This is a genomic window from Saccharothrix mutabilis subsp. mutabilis (assembly GCF_039521145.1).
Lineage (GTDB): Bacteria > Actinomycetota > Actinomycetes > Mycobacteriales > Pseudonocardiaceae > Actinosynnema > Actinosynnema mutabilis.
On the sequence record NZ_BAAABU010000007.1, the window covers coordinates 130,316 to 153,928 of the forward strand.

Genomic DNA, 23,613 nt, shown 5'->3' on the forward strand with positions numbered 1-23,613 from the left:
CGGCCGCGCTGTTAGCCGCCTTGGGCGTGGGGTGGTTCGTCGCGTGGCGCGCGGAACTGGGCGATGTCGAGGGTTCGTCGGCGTATTCCCTGTTCATCACCGCGCTGCTCGGTTTCGGCCTGTACGCGAGCACCAGCGGCATCGTGATCGACGAATTCCGCAAGGAGTTGCGCACGGTCGTCCTCGCGGTCACTCTCGGTGTTCTCGCGAAAGTCGCCCTCATCTTCGGGGTGATGTTCCTGGTGTACCGGCGGCCGGAGCACCTGGTGTTCGCGGTGGCCGTCGCCCAGATCGACCCGCTGTCGGTGGCGGCGGTGCGCGCCAAGTCCAAGATGTCGGACTCGGCGAAGGCGCTGCTGTCGGCGTGGGCGTCGTTCGACGACCCGATCACGGTGCTGTTGACGGTCTACATCACGTCGTTCGCGCTTCAGGGCGGCGCGGTGGGCGGGTTCGGCGCCTTCACGGCCAACTTCGCGCTCAACCTGGCGTTGGCCGGCGGCGGCTTCCTGGTGTGGCGGCTGGTGCGGCGGCACGGGGTGGCCGTGTCCGGCCGCTTCGCGCGGGTGGTGGTGCACGCCTTCTCGGCGGCGGTCGTCGTGGCGATCGGGTACGTGGCGGTGACGTACTCGCTGCTGCTGGCGCTGGCGTTGATCGGCCTGTTCTTCCGGCCGGACCTGGGCAGGTGGGTCGACGGCCTCGCCGAGGCGGGGATGTTCGCGGCCACCTTCGCGGTCGGGCTGGTGCTGGCGTTCGAGTTCTCGTGGGCGCTGGCGGCCGTGGGCGCGGTGCTGGGAGCGGCGGCGTTCCTCGCGCAGGGCGCGGTGGCGTGGGCGTTGACGCTGCCCAAGCGGTGGCGCGGCGACCGGATGCGGCTGTCGCTGGGGCAGCAGAACGGGTTGACGGCGATCATCCTGGCGTTGCTGCTCGAACCCGGTTTCCCGGGCGCGATCGCCGTGGTGGCCCCGGCGGTCGTGGTGGTCAACCTCCTGCACGCCTTGACCAACGGCGTCTACGACCGCGTGCAGCCCGCCGTGCCGAAGGTGACCATGGTCCCGGCATTCCAGGGCGACCGGATTCCGCAGTACTAGGCGTTGCCCTGCAATCCCTTGACGACCGCGCGGCGGACGCGGGGGCTGAAATTGCGCAGCGCGTCGTGCACCCGGGTTCGGCGGGTCGTCTGGCTCACCTCCGCGACCACTCCGCCGCCCCGCGCCGTCCACGGCGGGAGGACGAACAACGGGTCCAGGTCGAACAGCGGCAGGAATTCCACGATGTCGTCGTAGATCCCACACAATTGTTCCAGGCGGTCTTCCGGATCGGGCGCGTCGGATCGCGTGCGGTACCACTCGGCCAACGCCGAGCGGAACGCCAGAACCGTTTTCTGGATCAGGATCGCTTTCGCCGCCGCGTCGGTGAACTCCGGCGTCCGCAGGCGCCGGTGCACGGCCTCCTGCGTCCGCGCCGGCGCGAAGTCGAACGCCTCGCCCAGCATCAGGTCCACCTGCACCAGGCCTTCCAGCGCGTCCACGGCGTCGCGGAAGAGGCGTTCCACCTCGCCGGGCAGCCGGCTGTCCTGGGGCGTGCGGCCCGGGGACGTGCCGACCAGGAGGTTGAGCTGGCGGCCGATCGCGCCGAACTGGCGGTCCGACGACGTGCGCACCCCGTCCACGTGCTCGGCCAGCTGCTCGATGAACCCGTAGATCCCGGCCTGCTGGCGGGAGAGCTGGTCCATGCGCTGGCGCAGCGCGGAAACCGGGTCCTGCTCCGGCGGGACGCCGGTCGCGCCGACCAGGGCCTTGAAGTCCTCGGCGAACGAGCGCTCGGAGAACACCAGCGGGTCGCGGCCCAGGGGTTCGCGCAGCTGGATCGCCACGCCGTCGGTCAGCACGCCGTTGACCAGCACCACGACCTGCGCGTCCGGCTGGGCCTCGCGGACCGCCGACACCCGGCGCATCACGCGCGTCACGTCGTCGTTGTCCAGCAGGGAACCCTCCAGCAGGACCGCGCAGCCGCCGTCGCGGTCGGGGAAGGTCACCCAGAACTCGGCCTTGGACTCCTCGCCGGTGCCCAGCAGGTGGTTGTGCCAGTACTCCCAGCCGTTGGCGTCCAGCAGCCGCCGGACCGCGCCGTCGAGGTCGTCGGCGCTCAGCGAGCCGAACAGCTCGCGGGCGGCCTGGCGGACCATGTCGTCGGTGGCGGTCACGTCCGGGTCGCCGGTCTCCCGCGCCCGGTCGTCCACCAGGCGGAAGACGCGGTGGCACAGGCGGACCACGTTGCGGGTGTTGCCGCCGGCCACGTCGCGCAGGTAGCGGACGGTCTCCGGGGTGAACGGGGCCAGGCCCGACCGGCCGGTCGGCGCCTCCTGGGCTTGCGCCTCCTTGGCTTGCGCTTCCTGGGCACGCACGATGAACTCGCGGACCTGCGCGTGGCTCAGGCCCGACATCGTGACCGTGTAAGGGATGCGCTGGCGCACCGAGGGCGGCAGGACGGCCTTGAACTCCGGCAGCCCGCACAGCACCAGGCACGCGCCCGCCTTGGCGAACACCTGCAACAGCGTCTGGAACGCGGCCATCGTCTGCGCCTGCGGCTGCTTGTCCGCCGAGAAGATCTTGTCCAGCTCGTCCAGCGCGAGCACGAACCGCCGCTGCCGGCCGCCGAAGAGCAGGGCGAACACGCCCATCGCCTCCAGCGCCGCGACCTCGGTGTCGATCGGCGTGGTGATGCCGCGCTCCACCAGCACCTGGTCCGGCGCGCCGCCGAGCAGCCACGACCACACGGCGTGCTCGAAACCCGGGCGCAGCAACAGGGTCAGCGCGGTGCCGAAGTCCTTGTTGTTGGTGACGTGGCGCAGCGTGTCCTGGACCTTGCGCAGCAGCGCGCTCTCCATCAGCCCCAGCCGCTCCACGACCTCCTGCGGCTCCAGCTGCCTGCTGCCCAGCCAGTCCAGGGTGTCCGCGGTCAGCCCGGTGCTCTGCAACGAGTCCGCGACGATGTCGGCGTAGTAGTCGCTGACCTGCGCCCGCACGCCCTCGCGGCCCAGCCGCTGCATGAACCGGCGGTACAGCTCGATGAAGCTGTCCGCGGTCGCCTCCAGGTACAGGGCGCGGGTCGGGTCGTCCAGCGCGCGCCGGGCGTGGCGGACCAGGCGCACGGCCAGGTGGGTCTTGCCGGTGCCGTAGTCGCCGAGCACGGCGAACACCGTGCCGGTGCCGGGCGGGCCGTCGAGGTAGGCGTCGAGGTGGGCGACGGCCTGCCGGGTCGCGTCGGTGGCGATGGTGACGTCGACGGAGTCGAAGTCGTCCTGGAAGTCGTCGATGATCAGGGCGACCGCCATCGGCGAGAAGGGGTTCTTCCGCGCGGGCGGGAGGTCGTCGCTGCCGCTCATGGCTGCATCCCCAGTCCGTTCAGGTACGCCCTGATGTCGTCCACCGTCACCAGATCGGTGTCGGTGTAGCTTAGTCCGGAAGTGAGCTTCCGCTCGTACGTTCCGTGGAGGATCCGCTGGAGCATGGCGACGGATTGACAGATCTTGCCGAGCAATTCGACCGCCTGATCACTCAGTTGGGGATAGGTTCCGACGTCCGTGTGACGCAGCAGCCGGTCCTTGGCGAAGCGGTGCTGGTCGCCGGTCTCCAGCTTGCCGACCAGCAGGGTGACCGGCGGGACCCACGCCTCGGTCCGGCGCACCAGCTCCGCGATGTCGTCGGCGCGGAAGAACGCGGACTCGGCGAAGAACAGCACGCGCGGGCTGCTCAACTGCTTGGCGTACCGGACGACCTCGTCCAGCAGCTCGTTGGGTGAGGGCAGCAGGATCAGCAGGACCACGTCGTCGCGCAGCAGGTGGGCCAGGCGCGGGAAGACGCGCTGCGGGTTGTCCCGGTCACCGCGCGTGGCCTCGACCTCTTCCGGGCGCAGGGCCCGCGCGTCGACGAGCCGGTCGAAGAGCTGGTCGCAGACCTGTTCCAGGCGTTGCTGGATGGACAGCTCCTCGTCCTCGGGCAGGCACCCGGTCAGGTCGACGACGACGCCCTTCAGGCCGCGCCGGGCGAGGGCGACGGTGGTCCAGTCGGCGCACCGGTTGAGCAGCGCGGTCTTGCCGCACCCGGACTCGCCGGTGATGAGGACCAGGCGGCCGTCCTCCAGCACGCCGGCGAGGTCGCCGAGCTCTTGCTGGAACTGCTGGAAGGCGGCCTCGGCGCCGTCCACGTCGACGTAGTAGTCGCGGTGGGCGGTGCGCTCCCAGGGCCGCAGGGGCCGCATCGGCGTGCGCTCCCACCCCGGCAGCGGGAAGGGGTTGATCGGCCGCGTCATCGCGTGCCGCCCTTGGCGCGCAACAGGACGGCGGTGTGAACCGCCCGCCCGCGACCCATGCCCACCCCCACGTCCGGCGACCGCTCCAGCCTACCGACGGACAGTGGCACACCGGGCCCGCCCGCGGGTGCGCGCTACCCGAATGGCCCACACCCGTTGCTACTTCTCCGGGTCGTGGGGCGGGCGGGTCACCACGGAGCGGGGGCGTAGTCCTTCAGGAAGCAGCCGTACAGGTCTTCGCCCTGTTCGCCGCGCACGATCGGGTCGTACACGCGGGCCGCGCCGTCCACCAGGTCCAGGGGCGCGTGGAATCCCTCTGCGGCCAGGCGCAGCTTGGTCGGGTGGGGGCGTTCGTCGGTGATCCAGCCGGTGTCCACGGCCGTCATCAGGATGCCGTCGGTTTCCAGCATCTCCTGCGCGCTGGTGCGGGTCAGCATGTTCAGCGCCGCCTTGGCCATGTTCGTGTGCGGGTGGCCGGGGCCCTTGTAGGCGCGGGAGAACTGGCCTTCCATCGCCGACACGTTCACCACGTACTTGCGGCGGGCCGGCGACGTCGCCATTGCCTGGCGCAGGCGCGAGATGAGGATGAACGGCGCGGTGCTGTTGCAGAGCTGGACTTCCAGCAGTTCCACCGGGTCCACCTCCTCCACCCGCTGCACCCAGCTGTTCGAGTGGTGGACGTCCGGCACCAACCCGCCGGCGTCGATCTCCGTGGAGCCCGCGGTCAGGGCCAGGGCGGTCACCTCGGGCATGGTCTCGGCCAGGGAACCGGTCAGTGCCACGGGGTGCGCGGAGGACGTGTGGCCGAAGGTGACCAGTTCCGGCAGCGGGCCGGACGGCAGCGGCGCGGACTCCGCCGCGACCAGGGGCGCGTAAGCGTCCCGCGACCGGCGCACGGTCTGCGCGGCGTTGTTGATCAGGATGTCCAGCGGGCCGTCGGCGGCGACGGTGTCCGCCAAGCGCACCACCTGGCTCGGGTCGCGCAGGTCGATCCCCACCACGCGCAACCGGTGCAGCCAGTCCGCGCTGTCCTCCATCGACGCGAACCGGCGCACGGCGTCGTGCGGGAACCGCGTGGTGATGGTGGTGTGCGCACCGTCGCGCAGCAGGCGCAGGGCGATGTACATGCCGATCTTCGCCCGGCCGCCGGTGAGCAGGGCGCGCTTGCCGGTCAGGTCCGCGCGGGCGTCGCGGCGGCTGCGGTTGAGGGTCGCGCACGGCGGGCACAGCTGGTGGTAGAACGCGTCCACCTCGGTGTACCGGTTCTTGCACGTGTAGCAGGACCGGGCGCGCTGGAGGGTGCCGACGACCGTGCCCGGCTCGGGCTCCTTGAGCAGGATGCCGCGGGTCTCGTCGTCGATGCGGGACGGGGAACCGGTGGCCGTGGCCTCGATCACGGTCCGGTCGGCCAGCGTGACGGCCGCGCGCTTGGCGGCTTTGCGCCGCTTGCGGAGGCTCTTCCAGATGCCCGCGGTCGCCCGCCTGATGACCACCGCGTCCGGGTGCTCGGTGTCCAGTTCATCCACCTGGGCGAGGACCCGCAGGGCGATTTCCATCTCGGCGGGGTCGATCTGCACGGCCGAATGGTACCCGTGAAAAAGATTCGTTCCTCTGACGGGTGAAATCGACGTGAGGCGGCGCTAGGGTGCCCGGCATGTCCACAGCGGGTCCGCGGGTGCGCCGACTGGCCCACCCCGACGCCGACATCCGGGCGCGGGCGTTCGGTCTGCCGCGCGGCCGACCGGTCGTGCTGCTGCTCGGCGCGTCCGGCGACCTCGACACCGACCTGGCCGCCGCGTTGCTGCCCGTGCTGCGATCCGTGCTGGTCACGGCCGTGCAGCGGGACGCGGCCGTGATCACCGGCGGCGCCGACACCGGCGTTGCGCACCTCACCGGCCTGGCCGCCCAGGCCCTCGACGGCCGCCGGCCCCGGCTGGTCGGCGTCGCGCCGTCCGGGCGGGTCGCGGCGGAGGACGCCCAGCCGGCCCCGGGTGAGGTGCGTCTCAACGCGAACCACGACACGGTCGTGCTCGTGCCCGGCTCGCGGTGGGGCGAGGAGGTGCCCGCGCTGGTCCGGACGGTGGACGCGGTCGCGGGCCGCAGACCGGCCCTGGCCGTGCTGGTCGGCGGCGACGACGTGGCCCGCGCCGCGCTGGTCGAGCACCTGGGCCGGGACCGGCCGCTGCTCGTGCTGGCCGGCACCGGCGGGTTGGCCGACGACATCGCGCGCGGCGCGCCGGGCGACGACGACCTCGCCGTGCTGACCCGCGGCGGACAGGTCGCCGTGGTGCACCTGGACGAGGGGCCGGACCGGATCGTCGCGGTGCTGCACCGCGTGCTCGGGTCGCGGGAGTTCGCCGCGCCCGTGCAGCCGGTGCGGGTGTTCCCGCGGCTGCGGTTCCGCGCCCCCGCGCAGCGTCCCGTGGTCGATCCCGGGTACGTGCTGGACTACCCGCTGCTGGCCGACGCGATCCACGACGCCAACCAGGTCGTCGCGCCCGTGCTGCACGAGCAGGAGACCGCGGCGCTGCGCGAACGCGAGCGCGCCCGGCTGCTGGTGCTGCTGGCGGTGGCGGCCGGGTTCGCCACCGTGTCCTTCGGGGCGTTGCAGGTCTGGCTGCGCGACGTGCCGTGGCCGGGCGTGCTGGTCGCGGTGGCGGGCGCGGGCGCCGCCGTGCTGACCGTGCTGGCCCGGGGCGGCGAGAACCCCGACGCGCGCGCCCGCGCCGAGCAGTTGCGGGCGCTGTACTTCGACCACCTGGCCGCGCCACCGGCCGCCGGCGAAGCGGAACGCGAGGAGCGCTCCCGCGAGCTGGCGACCGAGGTGGCCCGCCACCGCCACGAACCGGTGAGCAGCGCATGACGAGCGAAGACGACCCCAAGCCCGACGCGGCCACCGTGGCGGTGGACAGCGCGCGGCCCGAGGCCCCCTCGGACGTGTCCGAGCGCCTGACCGCGCCCACACCGTCCGCCGCGCCGTCCCCCAAACCGTCCCCCACACCGTCCGCCGCGCCGTCTCCCAAGCCGTCCCCGAACCCGTCGCCCGCGCCACGGCCTTCGCCCGCGCCGCGACCGTCGCCCGCACCACGGCCCAGGGAACCGCTTGTCCTGACCCCGGCCGTCCTCGCCGACCACCGCGAGCAGTTCCTGCGCGCCTACCTGCGCCACCGCGTCGGCGACCGCCTGGCCGCCCTCGACCACACCCGCACCCGCTACGCCCGAGCCCTGCGCTGGACCACCGCCGGCACCGTCCTGCTCTACACGGGCGCGGCGGCGTTGGGCGCGGTCGCGGTGGCGGACCCGGGGCGGCGGGCGATGTGGGGGTTCCTGGCCACCGTCGCCGCCGCGCTCGCCATCGCCGTCACCGTCTACGAAGCCGCGTTCTCGTTCCGCGCGCAGGCCCGCCGGTCGGCCGCCGGTGTCGCGCTGCTGCACCTGCTCCAGGCCCACGGCGCGCCCGAGGGCCAGGACGGCGTGGACGCGTTCCGCACCGAGGTGGAGAGTGTCCTGCGCCACGCCGAGTAGTCCGCCGGGTAGTCCGCCGAGTAGTCCACAGTGGACTAGCCCACCGGGCCGGACGCGCGGTCGGCCAGGTACGCCTCGACCGCCGCGGCGTCCCGGGACGTGCGCAGGAACCGCACCCACGCCTGCTGCTCGTGCACCACGGGACCCATTTCCCACACGCACATCACGGGTTTGTGCCCACGCCCGGCCACCGCGCGGAAATCGCCCCGCCCGCGCACGAACAACGTCTGCCACAACTCGTTCTCGTTGCGCCACGTCCACACCGCGAGGAAGTGGTGGTCGCCGCTGAGGTGCAGCACGGCGAAACCCAGCGCCGCCGGGACCGCTCCCGACGCGAGCGCGTCCAGCACGGTCCGGCGCGCCGCCGCCCGGTCCTCGTCGGTGATCACCTCGTCGTCGCGGACGACGTCGTACCACTTGAACCGGCCGCCGGGCACGACCACGTCGTGGGCCGGGAGGGCGTGAGCGGTTTTCGAAGTGTGCCGGTAGTCCGGTGCCACTCCGACATGTCCGGTGTGCGTCACCCGCGCATCGTAAAGCTGAACACCCATAAGGCTTTTCAATGAGCCGTTCGGGCTCGGGCTGTCGCCGGACCGGATGTGGGCACATAATCCGCACGGCCAATTTCGGGAAATGTGGGGGCGTGAACGGATGACCGGCACCGAGGCGGACCGGCCGCTGCTGCTCGTGGTCGCGACGGGCATGCGGCTGTACCGCGAGTACCTGCTGCGCTCGATCGGCGCGAAGTACCGCGTCCACCTGTTCCTGACCGCCGAACCGGACTGGGAGAAGGAGCACGTCACCGGCTGGACCGTGCTGCCCAGCACCACCGACGGCCCCGCGATGGCCGCCGAGGCCGCGAAGCTGCACGCGCGGGACCCCATCGCGGGCGTCCTGTGCTGGGACGAGGTCCGCATCCACGCCACCGCGTTCATCGCGCGCGAACTGGGCCTGCGCAACGGCGACCCGGACGTCGTGTGGCGGTTGCGGGACAAGGGGAAGACGCGCGCGGCGCTGGACGCGGCGGGCGTGCCGCAGCCCCGGTCGATCGCCGTGAAGACGGTGGCGGAGGCCGTGGCCGCCGCCGCCGAGGTCGGCTACCCGGCGATCCTCAAGCCGCGCGGGCTGGGCGCGAGCCTCGGCGTGGTGAAGGTGCACGACGAGAGCGAGGTGCGCGCGAACTTCGGGTTCACCGAGAGCGCCCGCGCGCCCGAGCCGGTCGTGTTCGACACCGACCAGCCGGTCCTGGTCGAGCAGTTCGTGTCCGGCGAGGAGATCAGCGTCGACTCGGTGGTCCGCGCCGGCCGGGTGACCCCGCTGTTCGTCGGGCGCAAGGTCGTCGGCTACCCGCCCTACGCCGAGGAGGTCGGCCACTTCGTCGACGCGGACGACCCGCTGCTGACCGACCCGGTGCTGCTCAAGGTGTTGCAGGACACCCACGAGGCGCTCGGCTTCACCGACGGCATCACCCACTCCGAGTACATGCTGACCGCCGACGGTCCGCAGGTGATCGAGGTCAACGGCCGCCTGGGCGGCGACATGATCCCCTACCTCGGTCTGCTCGCGACGGGCATCGACCCGGGCCTGGTGGCGGCCGGCGCGGCGACCGGCCTGCCCGTGGACGTCGAGCCGGAGCACCGCCGGGTCGCGGGCATCCGGTTCTTCTACGTCGAGGAGGAGGACACGACCCTGGGTTCGTTGTCCTTCAACGAAGCCGCGTTGCCCGAGGGCATCGACCGCGTGGTCACCGTGGCGCAGCCCGGCGCGGTGGTGTCGCCGCCGCCGAAGGGCACGGTGTGGGGGCGGATCGCGTTCGCCATCGCGGTCGGCGCCTCGCGCGCCGAGGTGGCGTCCCGGTTGGACGCGGCCGAGGCCGCGCTGGATGTCAAGAGCGCCTGATGACGACGACCGAAGAAGCGAAGTCCGCCGGCGTCTGGCGCACGTTCGTCGAGTCGCCGCTGGCCGTGAAAGCCGTGCTGGGCGGCGTTTTCGTCAACAAGGTCGGCGGGTTCCTCAACATCTTCCTGGTGCTGTTCATGACCTCGCGCGGCTACACGGCCGGCGAGGCCGCGACCGCGCTGGGCGTGTTCGGCATCGGCAACGTCGTGGGCGTGCTGATCGGCGGCGCCCTCGCGGACCGCCTGGGCGCGCGGAACTCGACGGTGCTGGGCATGGCGGGCGCGGCCGCGCTCACCGCGTCCCTGTTGTACCTGCCGAACTACGGGCTGCTGATCGGCGCGGTGGCCCTGCTGGGCGCGATCAGCCAGATCTACCGGCCGGCGTCGGCGACGCTGCTGTCCGAACTGACCGACGACGACCGCCAGGTCATGGTCTTCGCCATGTACCGGTTCGGGCTGAACCTGGGCACCACGGCCGCGCCGCTGATCGGGTTCGGCCTCTACCAGCTGGGCGGCGACAGCTACCACCTGCTGTTCTGGGGCGAGGCGGCGGTGGCGCTGGGCTACGCGGTGCTGGCCTTCTACGCCCTGCCCGCCCGGACGACCACGACCGGACCTTCGGAGAGCGCGGCGGAGACCGGCAGTTACGCCGACCTCTTCCGCGACCGTCGCTACCTGCTGTACCTGGTGGCCACCTTCTTCAACGCCGTGGTGTACGTGCAGTACCTGTCCACGCTGCCGCTGGACGTGGCCGCGTCGGGCGTGCCGATCTTCTGGTACACGCTGGCGGTCGCGCTCAACGGCGGCGCGGTGATCCTGCTCGAACTGGTCGTCACCAAGAAGACCCAGAACATGAAGCCCCGCTTGGTGGTCTTCACGGCGTACGCCCTCACCGCGGTCGGCGTGGCCCTGTACGGCCTGCCGCTGGGCCCGGCGGTGATCGTGATCGGCACCCTGGTGTGGACGTTCGGCGAGATCATCGGCGGCCCGGTCGTGTTCGCCTACCCGGGCATGGCGGGACCCGCGCACCTCAAGGGCCGCTACATCGGCAGCTTCCAGTTCATGTTCGGGCTGGGCGCGGCGCTGGGGCCGGTGCTGGGCGGCTTCCTGTTCCTGCGCATGGGACACGCGGTGTGGCCGGTGATGGCCGTGTCCGGCTTGCTGGCCGCGGTCGCGGGCTACTTCGCCACGCGGAACCGGAAAGCCGCCTGACCGGGTCAGCTGGCCGCCGCGGCCAGCGTGGCCGGCCGGGACTGTCCCCGCACCCGTTCCTGGTGGGCCAGCAGGAGTCGCGCGTGCAGGTCGTCCACGTACCGCTCCGCCGCGCTGTCGCGTTGCCACACCAGCAGCACGCGGCGGTGCACCGGGCTGCCCACCACCGGCTTGAGCACCACGCCGGGCAATTCCCGCCCGGTGGGGAAGAAGCAGGCCACCGTGTGGCCCGAGCGCACCAGTTCCGCCGCCGACACCGGGTCCACGCCGAAGTGCACGCACCGCGGCGTGAACCCGGCCGCCTCGCACGCCAGGTGCAGGTTCACCCGGCCGCCGCCGTAGTTCTCGTCCGGCACCGCCCAGTCCTCATCGGCCAGTTCGGACAGCCGAATCTCGCTGCGCCCGGACAGTCGGTGGCCCGCCGAAAGACCGACCAGCATCGGTTCGGTCACCACCGCGCGGCAGTCCACCTCTTCGGGAATCCGCAGTGGACTCTGGGGGAACTCCACCACCAGCGCCACGTCCAGCTTGCCCGTGCGCACCAGGTCCAGCACGGCGTCGCAACTGCGTTCCACGTGGGTCGTGCTGGGCTGGTTGGGCATCATGTCGCGCGCCACGTCCACCAGCAGCGGGGTGGGGGCGCCGGCCACGCCGCCCAGGCGGATGCCCTCGCCTCCCGTCTGCGCGGCCAGCCTGCGCGCGGTCACCATCAGGTCGTCGAACCGTTCCACCAGGTCACGCGATCTCAGCACGACGTGGCGGCCGAGTTCGGTCAGCTCCACGCCGTCGCTGCGCCGCAGGAACAGCGGACCGCCGAAGCCCCGTTCGATGCGCCGCAGCTGCGCGGTCAGCCCGGCTTGCGCGATCTTGAGCACGGAGGCGGCCCGGCTGATGCTGCCCGCCTCCGCCACGGTCAGCACAACGTGGAGGTGTCTCAGCTCCATGTGCACTGCCGCAGCCTAGGGCAACCGGATCACGTCCAGAACCGACCGTGCGAGTGTGAAAGGTTGACGCAGCGTGGAGGGTTCGCCGCACTCCGTTGCTCCAACAGGTGCATAACTGACGAGTTATCGCCAGGTGCCACCTCCCCGCAAGAGTCGGGTCTCGACCAGTCTTCAGCGTGGCTACCCGCCAATCCTGGGGAGGTGTGAGCGACATGAGGAAAGCGTTGCGGCTGCGACGCCTTTCCCGTCCGCGGGACGACAGGTACCTCTTCGTCCCGCTCGACCACAGCGTCTCGGACGGACCGGTCGTGCCGCGCGACCGGTGGCCCGACCTGATCTCCTCGGTCGTCGTCGGCGGCGCCGACGCCATCATCGTCCACAAAGGACGCGTGCGTACCATCGACCCGATGCTGCTCGGCGGGTGCGCGCTGATCGTCCACCTCAGCGCCGGCACCGCGCACATGGCCGACGCCAACGCGAAGGTGCTCGTGGGCGAGGTGGAGGAGGCGCTGCGGCTGGGGGCCGACGCGGTCAGCGTGCACGTGAACATCGGTTCGGACACCGAGGAGCGGCAGCTCGCCGACTTCGGCGTGGTCGCCAACGCCTGCGACGCCTGGAACGTGCCGCTGGTGGCGATGGTCTACCCGCGCGGGCCGCGCATCGCCGACACCACCGACCCCGCTCTGCTCGCCCACGTCGTCAACATCGCCGTGGACCTGGGCGCGGACATCGTGAAGACCAACCTCGCGCTGCCCGTGGAGCGGATGGCCGAGGTGGTGCAGAGCTGCCCCATCCCGGTGCTGGTGGCGGGCGGTCCGGCGACCGGCGGCAGCCTCGTGGACTACGCCCGCGCGTCGATGGCGATGGGCTGCGCGGGCCTGGCCGTGGGGCGGCGCGTGTTCACCTCGCCGCAGCCGATGTCGCTGGTGGCCGAACTGGCCTCCGTCATCCACGCCGAAGACCCCGCCGACCTGGTGCCGGCCATGTCCGGCGCCGTGTCCTGATCACACCTCCCGCAACCCTGGAGTCTGGCGTGAAGTTCGCCTGGATCGACCTCCGAACCGTCCCCGAGGCGCACCGCGAGTCCGTGGTCGACGCCACTCTGCACGCCCGGCTGGCCGGGATCGTGTCCGACGACCCCGCCCTGCTGGACACGCTGCCGCCCACGGTCACCCGCGTGCTGGTCGCGCCCGAGCCGGTGGACGGCCCGCACCTGGTCGCCGTCGTCGTGGACGACCGGGACCGGCTCGACCGGCTCACCGCGACCGCCGCGTTCGTGCGGGTCGGCGACGACCGGACGCTCAAGCTCGCCTGCGAGGCGGCCGTGCGGCTGGAGCACACGATCGTCGCGTTCACCGACCCGACGAAGATCCCGCTGGAGATCGTCATCGCCGCCGCCGACGGCGCGCCCGGCAAGCTGGTCACGCAGGTCGCCGACCTGGAGGAGGCGGCGATCGTCCTGGACGTGCTGGAGCACGGCTCGGACGGCGTCCTGCTCGCGCCCCGCGACGCCACCGACGTGTTCGACCTGGCCCGCCTGCTGGAGGCCACGACCCCGCCGCTGACCCTGACCACCCTGACCGTGGCCGGCATCGCCCACAACGGCCTGGGCGACCGGGTCTGCGTGGACACCTGCTCGCACTTCCGCGAGGACGAGGGCATCCTGGTCGGCTCGTTCTCCTCCGGTTTCATCCTGTGCTGCAGCGAGACCCACCCGCTGCCGTACATGCCGACCCGGCCGTTCCGGGTGAACGCGGGCGCGCTGCACTCCTACGTGCTCGGCCCGGACAACCGCACCAACTACCTGTCCGAGCTGCGCTCCGGCAGCACCGTGCTGGCGGTGGACGCCGAGGGCCGCACCCGCAAGGTCACCGTCGGCCGGGCCAAGCTGGAGTCCCGGCCCATCCTGACCATCACCGCGCACTCGCCGGAGGGCGTGGAGGTCAGCCTCACCGTGCAGGACGACTGGCACGTCCGGGTGCTCGGGCCGGGCGGCAAGGTCCGCAACGTCACCGAGTTGCAGCGCGGCGACGAGCTGCTCGGCTACATCGCGACCGAGCAGCGGCACGTGGGCATCCCCATCGGCGAGTTCTGCAAGGAGTCCTGACCCGATGCGCGAGTTCGTCACCGACCTGCTGCGCCGCCACGGCGACGACGTGCCGGTGTTCACCCACGACCACACCGTGACCCACGGGCGGCTGCGGGAGTCCGTGGCCGCCGAGGCGGGCCTGTTCGCCGCCGCCGGGGTGGGGGAGGGCAGCACCGTCGCGGTCCAGGTGCCGCCCAGCTTCACCCAGCTGGAGGTGGTGCTGGCCCTGTGGAGCCTGGGCGCGCGGGTCGTCTCCATCGACCACCGCCTCAAGCCCGCCGAGGTCGAGGTGCTGCGCGGCCTGAGCCGGCCGCAGTTCCTCGTCCGGGCCACCGGGCGCGGCGCCGGCGCGTTCCGCGAGCGCTACGAACTGGTCACCGAGCCGCGCCCGGACGGCCTGCCCGCGCTCACCCGGCACCGCCTGGTCCAGTTCAGCTCGGGCTCGACCGGCACGCCGAAGGTCGTGGGCCGCAGCACCGAGTCGGTGATCCGCGAGGTGATGCGGTTCGGCGCGGCGGAGGGCATGACCCAGCGTGGCGAGAAGCTGCTGCTGCTCAACGCCACCGCGCACAGCTTCGGCCTGATGGGCGGCCTGCTGCACTCGCTGGCGGCCGGCGTGGAACTGGTCTTCGCCGCCCGCCCGACCGCCGACGACGTCCTGCGCGCGGCGGCGCGGCACGAGGTCGACTTCATCACCGGCCTGCCGTTCCACTTCGCCCTGCTGGCCGAGGCCGCCGACCGGCCCGCGCTGAAGACCGTGCGGGCGGCGTTCGCGGGCGGCGAGCTGATGCCGGCGGAGGTCGCGGAGGCGTTCGGCCGCGCCTACGGCTTCCCGGTGGGCGAGTGCTTCGGCACCACCGAGACCGGCGCCCTGACCATGGACGTCACCGGCGCGACCCGGCCGGCGGTGGGCAAGCCGTTGACCGACACGACCATCCGCGTGCGCGACGGCCTGGTGGAGGTCGCGCTGGACGAGTCCCCGTACCTGCGCGACGAGGACGGCGAGCGCTACCTGGACGGTTGGCTGCGCACCGGCGACCGGGGCGAGTTCGACGAGCGGGGCGCGCTGCGCCTGCTGGGCCGGGCCGACTCCCTGGTGGTGGTGCAGGGCGCGAAGGTGGACCTGACGGAGATCGAGACCACGCTGCGCGCCCACCCGCTGGTGACGGAGGCGATCGCCGTGCACGATGGGGTGATCGAGGCGTACGTCGGCACGGAGAGCGACGAGCTGTCCGCGACGGAGCTGTCGGCGTGGTGCCGGGAGCGCTTGGCGGACTACAAGCTGCCCGACCGGACCCACGTGCTGCGCGCCCTGCCGAGGACGGCGGCGGGCAAACTGGTCCGCAACCCGGAGGCCCTTGCCGCCGCGCGCTGACCCGGGGGCCTGTGGCAGGGTGATCCGCGTGGAACAAGTCGTGCTGCTGGACGAGTCGGGTACGAGCATCGGAGTCGCCGACAAGGCCGACGTGCACCACGCGGACACGCCACTGCACCTGGCGTTCTCCAGCTACCTGTTCGACGAGCAGGGCCGCCTGCTGCTGACCAGGCGGGCCCTGCACAAGAAGACCTGGCCGGGCGTGTGGACCAACTCGTGCTGCGGCCACCCGGCTCCGGGCGAGGACGCGCCAACCGCCGTGACCCGCCGGTTGGCGGAGGAGCTGGGCGTGGAGGGCGTCGAACTGGACCTGGTCCTGCCGACGTTCCGGTACCGCGCGGTCATGGAGAACGGCGTGGTGGAGAACGAGATGTGCCCGGTCTTCCGCGGACGGCTGGACCGGGACCCGGTGCTGAACGAGGACGAGGTGGACTCGTTCGAGTGGGTGCCGTGGGGCGATTTCTCGCACGCGGTGCTGGCGGGCGTGCGCCCAATCTCGCCGTGGTGCCTGCTCCAGGTAGAGGAGTTGGTCAAACTGGGCGACGACCCGTGGACCTGGCCAACAGCCCCGTTGACCACCCTCCCCCCAGCCGCCCGCCCATAACACTCCCCGATCCGCTCCGGCTTCAGCGCGAAGCGCCGCTTTCGCGCCGCAGGCGCGCCCTTTAAGGGCTGCCAAGCCAAGGAAGGGCCTCGGTTCGTTCCCCGTACGGCCTGGGCGCAGCCCAACCACGCTTTGGTCTTCTGTGCAACCACGCTTCACCGGTTGCGCAGAAGACCAAAGGGTGGTTGCCTCCGGCAGGCCGTACGGGGAACGAACCGACGCCCTTCCACCCCCGGGGGCCTGCCCGCCGGCGAGGCGCTTTTGATCTTTCGAGCGCTCCGCGCGTTCAAAGCGCGAAGCGCGTTCGGCTTGAGAGCGTGAGCGTCACTCTTAAAGCTTAAAAGAGCCTCGCCGGCGGGCAGGCCGCCAAAGATGACACAAGCAAGAAGCCCAGGTCGGGGTGTGACCTCACGAGGTCCTACGAGCCGCGCTGCGCGCCGGAGAGCCGCGCTGCGTGCGTCGAGGCGGCGCTGCGTACCGGAGAGGGTGGTGTGAGTGGCCAAGCTGTCGGTTCCCTGAACGGCGGAACACCGGCCGGTCACGGTCCGTTCTGCCCGGTGTGCTGACCGCTGAACCCGTGACCCGTTCCCCGGCCCGCCTCGTCGCTCAGGGCGGCGCGTTCGCCGTCGTGCTGACCGTCGTCATGGTCGGCTCGCTGGACGCGCACCGGCTCGCCACCACGGCGGTCGGCCTGCGCCGCACGATCTCCGAGTACGCGCTGGGCCCGCACCGCTGGGTGTTCGACACGGCCGTGGGCCTGCTCGCGCTGGGCACGGTCGCGATCCTCGCCGTCCTGGTGCGCCGCGGCATCACCCGGTGGTCGGCCGGCGGCTCGATCGCGTTCCTGGCGTGGTCGGCCGGTCTGGCGCTGGTCGTGGTGTTCCCCAAGCACAACTGGGCCGAGGGGCCGAGCGCGAGCGGCACCGTCCACCGGGTCGCGAGCCTGGTCGCGTTCCTCAGCCTGCCGGTCGCGGCGATGCTGCTGGCCCGCCCCTGGCTCAAGGACGCCGTGTGGGGCGGGCACGCGCGGTGGACGTTCCGGTTCGGGCTGCTCTCGGCCCTGGCCTTCACCCCGATCCTGTACGCGGTCCTGGTGAACGCCCTGGTGGGCACGCCGTGGTGGCGCGTGCTGCCGCTGGGGTACTCCGAGCGGCTGCTGGTGCTGGTCGAGGTCGTCGCGGTGCTCGTGGTCGCGGTGTGGGCGATCGCGGCGGCTCAGCCCTCGTACAGGCCGTCCAGCACCGACCGGTAGCGGGTCTCGATCTCGCGGCGGCGCATCTTCAGGCTCGCGGTCAGGGTGCCGTCCTCGACGGTGAAGTCCTCGTCCAGCACGGCGAACTTCTTGATCGTCTCGTGCCGGGCGAGCTTGGCGTTGGCCGCCTGGACCGCGCTGCCGACCTCGGTCTCGGCGTCGAGGCCCGGCGGGGTGGTGTCCGGGTCGAGGGTGACCAGCGCGACGCAGTAGTTGCGCTGGTCGCCGTGCACCAGGACGTGCCCGATGTAGGGGCTCGCGGCCTTGAGCTTGCTCTCGACGTTCTGCGGGGCCACGTACTTGCCCGCCGACGTCTTGATCAGCTCCTTCTTGCGGTCGGTGATGCGCAGCCGGCCGCCCTCGTCCAGTTCGCCGATGTCGCCGGTGCGCAGCCAGCCGTCGTCGAGCGTGGCGGCGGTCTCGTCGGGCAGGTTGTGGTAGCCGCGCATGATCCCGCGCCCGCCGATGAGCACCTCGCCGTCGGGGGCGATGCGGACCTCGGTGCCGGGCAGCGGTTTCCCGACCGTGCCGAACACGTGCTCGCCCGGCCGGTTGATGAACGACGCCGCCGACGACTCGGTGAGGCCGTAGCCTTCCAGGATCGTGATCCCGGCGCCGCCGAAGAACCGCCCGACCTCGGCGGACAGCGGCGCGGAGCCGGAGATGAAGTACTTGATCCGCCCGCCGACCCGGTCGCGCAGCTTGCTGAACACGAGCTTGTCGGCGATCTTGCGCCGCAGCGTCCACTCGGGGTGCTCGGCGACCACGAGCGCCCAGTTGAACAGCTTCTCCTTCACGCCGCCCTCGGCGCGCATGGCGGCGACCACCCGGCTGTGGATCTTCTCGAAGATGCGCGGCGCGCCGGCGACGATCGTGGGGCGCAGCTCCTTGAGGTTGTCCGCGATCCGGTCCGCCGAGCCGTCCACGGCGGTCGCGAGGCCGGTGGCGATCATGGCGATCTGGAGCACCTTGCCGAACGCGTGGGACATCGGCAGCCACAGGAAGTGCAGGTCCTCGGGCTGGAGCACGCCCAGTTCCACCACGGCCTCGGCCGTGTAGAGCCAGTTGTCGTGGGTCAGCTCGACGCCCTTGGGCACGCCGGTCGTCCCGGACGTGTAGATCAGGGTCGCCAGGCGCTCGGGCGACAGCTCGTCCACCATCGCGTCGTAGTCGCCCAGCTCGGAGGTCGGCAGGTCGTCGGTGGTCAGCACGCGCACGTCCCCGGCCTTGGCCACCAGGTCCGCGTCCGCGACCACCAGGACGCTGCCCGAGTCGCGGATGATGTGCGCGGCCTCCTCGGTGGTGCTGCTCGGGTAGATCGTGGTCGTGACGCCGCCCGCGGCCAGCACGGCGAGGTCGGCGAGGATCCACTCGACGCTGGTCTGCGCCATGATCGCGACCCGTGCCCCGTCCTTCACCCCGAGCTGGCGGAAGCCCAGCGCGTGCGCGCGGACGCGGTCGCCGACCTCCTTCCAGGTGAGCGAGGTCCACGAGCCGTCCACGCGGTGGCGCAGGGCTTCCGCGTCCGGCGTCGCGGCCACGCGCTCACGCAGCAGATCGGGGATGGAACGGGCCATGGCGACCTCCCAGCGGCTGGAGCAGTGCTCTAGAGCGCTACTCTAGACCGCGTGCGGTCGAGAAGTCAGCAAGCGGTCCTCGACGCGGCGCTGGCGTTGGTGGAGGAAGGCCTCCCGGTCACCATCAGCGCCCTGACCGCGCGTTCCGGGGTGTCCAACGGCAGCATCTACCACCACTTCGGCAGCCGGGACGGGCTGTTCGCCGTGCTGTACGAGGAGAGCTTCGCGCGGTGCATCGCCGCCATGGTCCCCGCGATCGAGCTGGGCGACGCGGAGAAGGTGGTGCGCGGCATGGCCTTGCGCTACCTGGACTGGGTGGCCGCCAACCCGGGCCGGGCGCGGTTCCTCTACGCCGAACCGCTCAGCGCCGACCCGGCGGTCAAGCTCGCCACCTTCGCGCCCGTGGCCGCCTGGTTCGCCGAACGCATGGAGGAGGGTTCGGTGCGCGGCTTTCCCTTGTGGGCGTTGGACCCGGTGGTGATGGGACCCGCGCACGAGTGCGCCCGGCGGTTCCTCCTGGGCGCTTTCGACCTGGCGGAGGCGCGCGACGTGGTGGCGGATGCGGTGTGGGGCGCGGTCGCGCCTCTAGGGTGAGGGCATGGCTTCCTGGGGCGACCTCGCCGCGTACGTCCGCGACACCTACGACGTGATCTCCGAGGAGGACGACGAGATCCGCATCCTGTTCAACTTCGAGCAGTACGACGAGGACGACGACCGGACGCAGGTGATCATCCTGGTCCGCGAGGTGCTGGACAAGCTGCACGAGTGGGTGCAGCTCGCCTCGCCGATCGGCCTGGCGGCCAACGTGGACCTGCACGCGCTGCTGGTCGAGGTGGGCAATTCGAGCATCGCGTGCGGCGCGGCGATCATGGGCGAGCACGTCGTGCTCCGGCACTCGCTGCCGTTGCAGGACCTGGACATCCACGAGTTCACCGACCCGCTGGCCCTCCTGGCGAGCACGGCGGACGAGCTGGAGGAGCAGTTCTTCGGCGGCGACGACTACTGAACCGCGGGGTCGCTCGGCCGGCTTCGGTCTTGCCGGCCGGGCACTACGGATTCTCCAGCGTTCTGTGGAACCCCTGCTGCTAAGTTAGGCCGTCCTAACTTAGCGGGAGGTGGGGCATGTCCGGCTGCACCGAGTCGCTGACCGTCCAGGTCCGCGCCGGCCTGGGGGAGTGGCGCCTGCACGAGGCCGTCCGGGCCCTGGCCGCGCGCCACCCCGAACTGACCGGCGCCACCTCCTCCGCCCGCCACGTCGACCACCGGGACCTGTCCGGCCACACCGCCGCCGCGCTGGCGTCCGCCGAGGCGCGGGCCTCGGTGCTCCAGGTCGTCTGGCTCGACGGCGGCTCCGAGGGGCGGCTGGTCCTGGTGGCGCGCAGGGAAGTCCTGGCGCTCCTGCCGTGGCACGTCCTGCTGCCCGAACTGGTCGCGGAGTGGAAGGCCGCGACCCTGCGCGACCTCCCGCAGCCGGCACCCGCCTGACCGCCGCGCGCCGTCCACGCGCGTCCGCCTGACCGCCGCGCGGGTCGTGCACCCGCGTCCGCCCGACCGCCGCGCGCCGTTCGCCCGTGCGCGCCCGGCCGCCACCGGCCGTTCGCCCACGTGAACCGTTGACAGGAGCGCCCCGGGGTGCTGTGATCCCGGCAACAGATAGGAAAGTTTCTTAACTGTACCGCCGCCGGTCCCGTCCGCAGTTCACCCGAGGTGGGAGGCACCTTGTGGCCATCCGATGGCTGAGCCCCCTGGTCGCGGCGACCCTGCTCGCCGCGCCGACGACCGGCCAGGCCGAACCCCAGGCCCTGGCGATCACCACGTACCAGGCCGAATCCGCGACCGTCTCCAACGGCCTGGTCGAGTCCAACCACGCCGGCTACACCGGCTCCGGTTTCGTCAACTACGACAACGAGACCGGCAGCCACGTCGAGTTCTCCGTCACCGCGGCGGCGGCCGGCCCCGCGACCCTGAGCTTCCGCTACGCCAACGGCACCACGACCAACCGCCCGATGACCATCGCGGTCAACGGCACCACCGCGACGACCAACCTGGCCTTCCCGGGCACCGGCGCGTGGAGCACGTGGCGCACCGCCACGACCACCGTCACCCTCGCGGCCGGCACGAACCGCGTGCGCGCCACCGCGACCACGTCCAACGGCGGCCCGAACGTCGACAAGCTCGACGTCGACTCCGGCGGCGCCACCACCGGGCGGCCCGCCGACGTCAACGGCCAGTTGCACGTCTGCGGCGTCAAGCTGTGCAACCAGTACGGGAAGCCGATCCAACTGCGCGGCATGAGCACCCACGGCATCCAGTGGTACTCGCAGTGCATCAAGACCCAGTCGCTGGACGCCCTGGCCGGCGACTGGGGCGCCGACATCCTGCGGATCTCCATGTACGTCCAGGAGGGCGGCTACGAGACCGACCCGCGCAAGTTCACCGACATGGTGCACGGGTACATCGAGGAAGCCACCAAGCGCGGCATGTACGCCCTGGTCGACTGGCACCAGCTCGACCCCGGCGACCCGAACGCGAACCTGTCCCTGGCCAGGACGTTCTTCACCGAGGTCGCCCAGCGCCACCGGGACAAGACCAACATCATCTACGACATCGCCAACGAGCCCAACGGCGTGTCGTGGGCGGGCATCAAGTCCTACGCGGAGCAGATGATCCCGGTGATCCGCGCCCAGGACCCGGACGGCGTGGTGTTCGTCGGCACGCACGGCTGGGGCTCGCTGGGCGTCTCCGACGGCCGCACCGAGGCCGACATCGTCAACAACCCCATCAACGCCACGAACTTCATGTACACGTTCCACTTCTACGCGGCGTCCCACCAGGACGAGTACTTCGCGGCGCTCCAGCGGGCGGCCACCCGCATCCCGCTGTTCGTGACCGAGTTCGGCACCCAGACCTACACCGGTGACGGCGGCAACGACTTCACCTACTCCCAGAAGTACCTGGACTTCCTGGCGGCCAACAAGATCGGCTGGACCAACTGGAACTACTCCGACGACTCCCGCTCGGGGGCCGTCTTCAAGCCGGGCACCTGCGCCGGCACGACGTTCACCGGCACGGGCGTGCTCAAGCCCGCCGGCGTCTGGGTCCGCGACCGCATGCGCACCCCGGACGACTTCCCCACCAGCTGACCCCGCCCGCCTGCCCGGACCACACCGGTCCGGGCAGGCATCGGCCACCCGTACCCGGCGAGGACCTCGCCAGGCGCTCGCGGAACGCCCGCCGGACCTCACGGGCCGTCTCGACGTCCACCTGGTCGGCGACCGGCCGGCGCACCTGTTCGACGTCCACGGTGACGCGCCCGCGAGAGGGGGCCGAGGTCCGGGACTTCGCTCAAGACGTCGGCCAACTGTGCACCGGCTCGTTGCTGTGCGACAGGTCCCGGTAGGTCCGCAGCATCCGCCGCAACGCCTCGGGCCGGTCCAGCGCCGAGTGGTCGTAGTGGCGGTGGAACACGCGCGCCTGCCACGTCGCCCCGTTCACCCCGGTCAGGCAGCGCTGCTCGATCACGCCCAGCAGCCGGTCCCGCTCGGCCTGCTCGACCTTCAGCTTCACCAGGCCCTCGTGGGCCATCGGCAGCAGCCGCCGCAGCACCAGTTCCGCCACCGGCACCGTGCCCAACCCGGGCCAGTACACCTGCGCGTCGATGCCCGTCTTCGCGCCGGCCACGAAGTTGTCCTCGGCCGCGCTGAAGGACATCTGGCTCCACAGTGGACGCTCCTCCTCCGCGAGCATCCGCACCAGGCCGTAGTAGAACGCCCCGTTGGCCAGGATGTCCACCACGGTCGGCCCCGACGCCAGCACCCGGTTCTCCACCCGCAGGTGGGGCTGGTCGCGCACCACGTCGTACACCGGCCGGTTCCACCGGTAGATGGTCCCGTTGTGCAGGCGCAGCTCGCCCAGCGACGGCGTGTCGCCGCGCTCCAGCACCTGCAACGGGTCCTCCTCGTCGCAGATCGGCAGCAGCGCCGGGAAGTACCGCACGTTCTCCTCGAACAGGTCGAAGATCGACGTGATCCACCGCTCGCCGAACCACACGCGCGGCCGGACGCCCTGTTCCTTCAGCTCGTCGCTGCGGGTGTCGGTGGCTTGCTGGAACAGCGCGATCCGCGTCTCCCGCCACAGCTCCTTGCCCAGTAAAAACGGCGAGTTCGCGCCGACCGCCACCTGCACGCCGGCGATCGCCTGCGCCGCGTTCCAGTACGACGCGAACGAGTCCGGCGACACCTGGAGGTGGAACTGGGTGGACGTGCAAGCCCCTTCCGGCACGATCGAGTCGGCCGTCATCTGCAGCTTCTCGACCCCGCCGATCGCGATCTGGATGTCCTCCCCGCGCGCGGCCAGCACCTGCTCGTTGAGCAGCGCGTACCGCGGGTTGCCCGACAGCGCGTCCAGGGCCAGGTGCTTGGCCTGCAGCGTCGGCAGGATGCCGATCATCACCATGTGGGCGTCGACGTCGCGCGCCTTGTGCTCGGCCTCGTTCAGCGACCGCCGCACGGTCTCCTCGAACTCGGTGATCCCGCCCGCCGTCAGCTGCCGCGGCGCGACGTTGATCTCCAGGTTCCACTGGCCCAGCTCGGTGACGAAGTCCGGGTCGGCGATGGCCTCCAGCGCGGCGGCGTTGCGCATCGCCGGGTCGCCGGCCTCGTCCACCAGGTTCAGCTCGATCTCCAGGCCCGTCATGGGCCGGTCGAACTCGAACCTCGACTCCCTGAGCATGCGGGCGAAGACGTCCAGGCACCGGCGCACCTTCGTGCGGTACCGCGTGCGGTCCTCCCGGGTGAACTCATGCCTCGCCACCTCGTCGCCCATGA

The 23,613-nt window shown here is 71.7% G+C and carries 21 protein-coding genes; 14 read left to right on the forward strand and 7 right to left on the reverse strand.

What is annotated here, in order from left to right; all coding sequences use genetic code 11:
- The first annotated feature begins 26 nt into the window (after positions 1-26).
- Positions 27-1,088, forward strand: coding sequence for a hypothetical protein (locus ABD126_RS18290; protein WP_343935075.1), 1,062 nt, complete (start codon positions 27-29; stop codon positions 1,086-1,088).
- On the opposite strand, the gene ABD126_RS18295 is transcribed toward ABD126_RS18290, so the two are convergent.
- From ABD126_RS18295 to ABD126_RS18305, 3 genes are all read right to left on the reverse strand, one after another.
- The gene (locus ABD126_RS18295; RefSeq protein ID WP_343935076.1) at positions 1,085-3,385 is read right to left on the reverse strand and encodes a hypothetical protein; all 2,301 of its coding nucleotides are present in this window, start codon (positions 3,383-3,385) and stop codon (positions 1,085-1,087) included. The two genes, ABD126_RS18290 and ABD126_RS18295, sit on opposite strands and share 4 nt — an antisense overlap.
- Entirely contained in the window at positions 3,382-4,311 is a 930-nt protein-coding gene (locus ABD126_RS18300) for an ATP-binding protein (RefSeq protein WP_343935077.1), read from the reverse strand. Before ABD126_RS18300 ends, ABD126_RS18295 begins: the two co-directional genes overlap by 4 nt.
- Positions 4,312-4,499: 188 nt before the next feature.
- Positions 4,500-5,888 carry an SDR family NAD(P)-dependent oxidoreductase gene (locus ABD126_RS18305; protein ID WP_343935078.1) on the reverse strand — a complete coding sequence of 463 codons (1,389 nt, stop codon included), beginning with the start codon at positions 5,886-5,888 and terminating at the stop codon, positions 4,500-4,502.
- 77 nt (positions 5,889-5,965) lie between these two features.
- Here ABD126_RS18305 and ABD126_RS18310 point away from each other — a divergent pair, with 77 nt between their 5' ends.
- Positions 5,966-7,174: a hypothetical protein gene (locus ABD126_RS18310; protein ID WP_343935079.1), complete on the forward strand. Its 1,209-nt coding sequence runs from the start codon at positions 5,966-5,968 to the stop codon at positions 7,172-7,174.
- A complete protein-coding gene (locus ABD126_RS18315; RefSeq protein ID WP_343935080.1) occupies positions 7,171-7,836 on the forward strand; it encodes a hypothetical protein in 666 nt (221 codons plus the stop codon). The genes ABD126_RS18310 and ABD126_RS18315 overlap by 4 nt, the downstream gene beginning before the upstream one ends.
- Before the next feature lie 35 nt (positions 7,837-7,871).
- On the opposite strand, the gene ABD126_RS18320 is transcribed toward ABD126_RS18315, so the two are convergent.
- Complete coding sequence (locus ABD126_RS18320) at positions 7,872-8,360, reverse strand: hypothetical protein (protein WP_343935081.1); 489 nt, start codon at positions 8,358-8,360, stop codon at positions 7,872-7,874.
- A gap of 127 nt (positions 8,361-8,487) precedes the next feature.
- On the opposite strand from ABD126_RS18320, the gene ABD126_RS18325 reads away from it, so the two are divergent.
- Together ABD126_RS18325 and ABD126_RS18330 are read left to right on the forward strand one after the other, a co-directional pair.
- On the forward strand, positions 8,488-9,735 hold the full coding sequence (locus ABD126_RS18325; RefSeq protein WP_343935082.1) for an ATP-grasp domain-containing protein: 1,248 nt from the start codon (positions 8,488-8,490) through the stop codon (positions 9,733-9,735).
- Positions 9,735-10,946, forward strand: coding sequence for an MFS transporter (locus ABD126_RS18330; RefSeq protein ID WP_343935083.1), 1,212 nt, complete (start codon positions 9,735-9,737; stop codon positions 10,944-10,946). Before ABD126_RS18325 ends, ABD126_RS18330 begins: the two co-directional genes overlap by 1 nt.
- 5 nt (positions 10,947-10,951) lie before the next feature.
- Here ABD126_RS18330 and ABD126_RS18335 read toward each other — a convergent pair whose 3' ends face one another.
- Positions 10,952-11,890, reverse strand: a complete 939-nt coding sequence (locus tag ABD126_RS18335; protein WP_343935084.1) for a LysR family transcriptional regulator — start codon at positions 11,888-11,890, stop codon at positions 10,952-10,954.
- 212 nt (positions 11,891-12,102) lie between these two features.
- On the opposite strand from ABD126_RS18335, the gene ABD126_RS18340 reads away from it, so the two are divergent.
- The 5 genes from ABD126_RS18340 to ABD126_RS18360 all read left to right on the forward strand — a co-directional run bounded on the left by ABD126_RS18340 (position 12,103) and on the right by ABD126_RS18360 (position 17,210).
- Positions 12,103-12,894, forward strand: coding sequence for a 2-amino-3,7-dideoxy-D-threo-hept-6-ulosonate synthase (locus ABD126_RS18340; RefSeq protein WP_343935085.1), 792 nt, complete (start codon positions 12,103-12,105; stop codon positions 12,892-12,894).
- Positions 12,895-12,923: 29 nt separating this feature from the next.
- Positions 12,924-13,997 (forward strand): 3-dehydroquinate synthase II family protein, encoded by a 1,074-nt coding sequence (locus ABD126_RS18345; protein ID WP_343935086.1) that lies wholly within the window; start codon positions 12,924-12,926, stop codon positions 13,995-13,997.
- A gap of 4 nt (positions 13,998-14,001) precedes the next feature.
- On the forward strand, positions 14,002-15,354 hold the full coding sequence (locus tag ABD126_RS18350; RefSeq protein ID WP_343935087.1) for a class I adenylate-forming enzyme family protein: 1,353 nt from the start codon (positions 14,002-14,004) through the stop codon (positions 15,352-15,354).
- A gap of 28 nt (positions 15,355-15,382) precedes the next feature.
- Positions 15,383-15,958, forward strand: a complete 576-nt coding sequence (gene idi / locus ABD126_RS18355) for an isopentenyl-diphosphate Delta-isomerase (RefSeq protein ID WP_343935088.1) — start codon at positions 15,383-15,385, stop codon at positions 15,956-15,958.
- A gap of 577 nt (positions 15,959-16,535) precedes the next feature.
- Positions 16,536-17,210 (forward strand): DUF998 domain-containing protein, encoded by a 675-nt coding sequence (locus ABD126_RS18360; RefSeq protein WP_343935089.1) that lies wholly within the window; start codon positions 16,536-16,538, stop codon positions 17,208-17,210.
- On the opposite strand, the gene ABD126_RS18365 is transcribed toward ABD126_RS18360, so the two are convergent.
- Positions 17,174-18,787, reverse strand: a complete 1,614-nt coding sequence (locus ABD126_RS18365) for an AMP-dependent synthetase/ligase (RefSeq protein ID WP_343935090.1) — start codon at positions 18,785-18,787, stop codon at positions 17,174-17,176. The genes ABD126_RS18360 and ABD126_RS18365 overlap by 37 nt on opposite strands.
- Positions 18,788-18,838: 51 nt before the next feature.
- Here ABD126_RS18365 and ABD126_RS18370 point away from each other — a divergent pair, with 51 nt between their 5' ends.
- The 4 genes from ABD126_RS18370 (at position 18,839) to ABD126_RS18385 (ending at position 21,930) form a co-directional block, all read left to right on the forward strand.
- Positions 18,839-19,381 carry a TetR/AcrR family transcriptional regulator gene (locus ABD126_RS18370; protein WP_343935091.1) on the forward strand — a complete coding sequence of 181 codons (543 nt, stop codon included), beginning with the start codon at positions 18,839-18,841 and terminating at the stop codon, positions 19,379-19,381.
- Between the two features lie 4 nt (positions 19,382-19,385).
- The gene (locus tag ABD126_RS18375; RefSeq protein ID WP_343935092.1) at positions 19,386-19,793 is read left to right on the forward strand and encodes a type III secretion system chaperone family protein; all 408 of its coding nucleotides are present in this window, start codon (positions 19,386-19,388) and stop codon (positions 19,791-19,793) included.
- A gap of 116 nt (positions 19,794-19,909) precedes the next feature.
- On the forward strand, positions 19,910-20,272 hold the full coding sequence (locus ABD126_RS18380; protein WP_343935093.1) for a condensation domain-containing protein: 363 nt from the start codon (positions 19,910-19,912) through the stop codon (positions 20,270-20,272).
- Between the two features lie 236 nt (positions 20,273-20,508).
- A complete protein-coding gene (locus ABD126_RS18385; protein ID WP_343935094.1) occupies positions 20,509-21,930 on the forward strand; it encodes a cellulase family glycosylhydrolase in 1,422 nt (473 codons plus the stop codon).
- Between the two features lie 202 nt (positions 21,931-22,132).
- On the opposite strand, the gene ABD126_RS18390 is transcribed toward ABD126_RS18385, so the two are convergent.
- A complete protein-coding gene (locus ABD126_RS18390) occupies positions 22,133-23,611 on the reverse strand; it encodes a glutamate-cysteine ligase family protein (RefSeq protein WP_343935095.1) in 1,479 nt (492 codons plus the stop codon).
- Positions 23,612-23,613 lie beyond the last annotated feature (2 nt).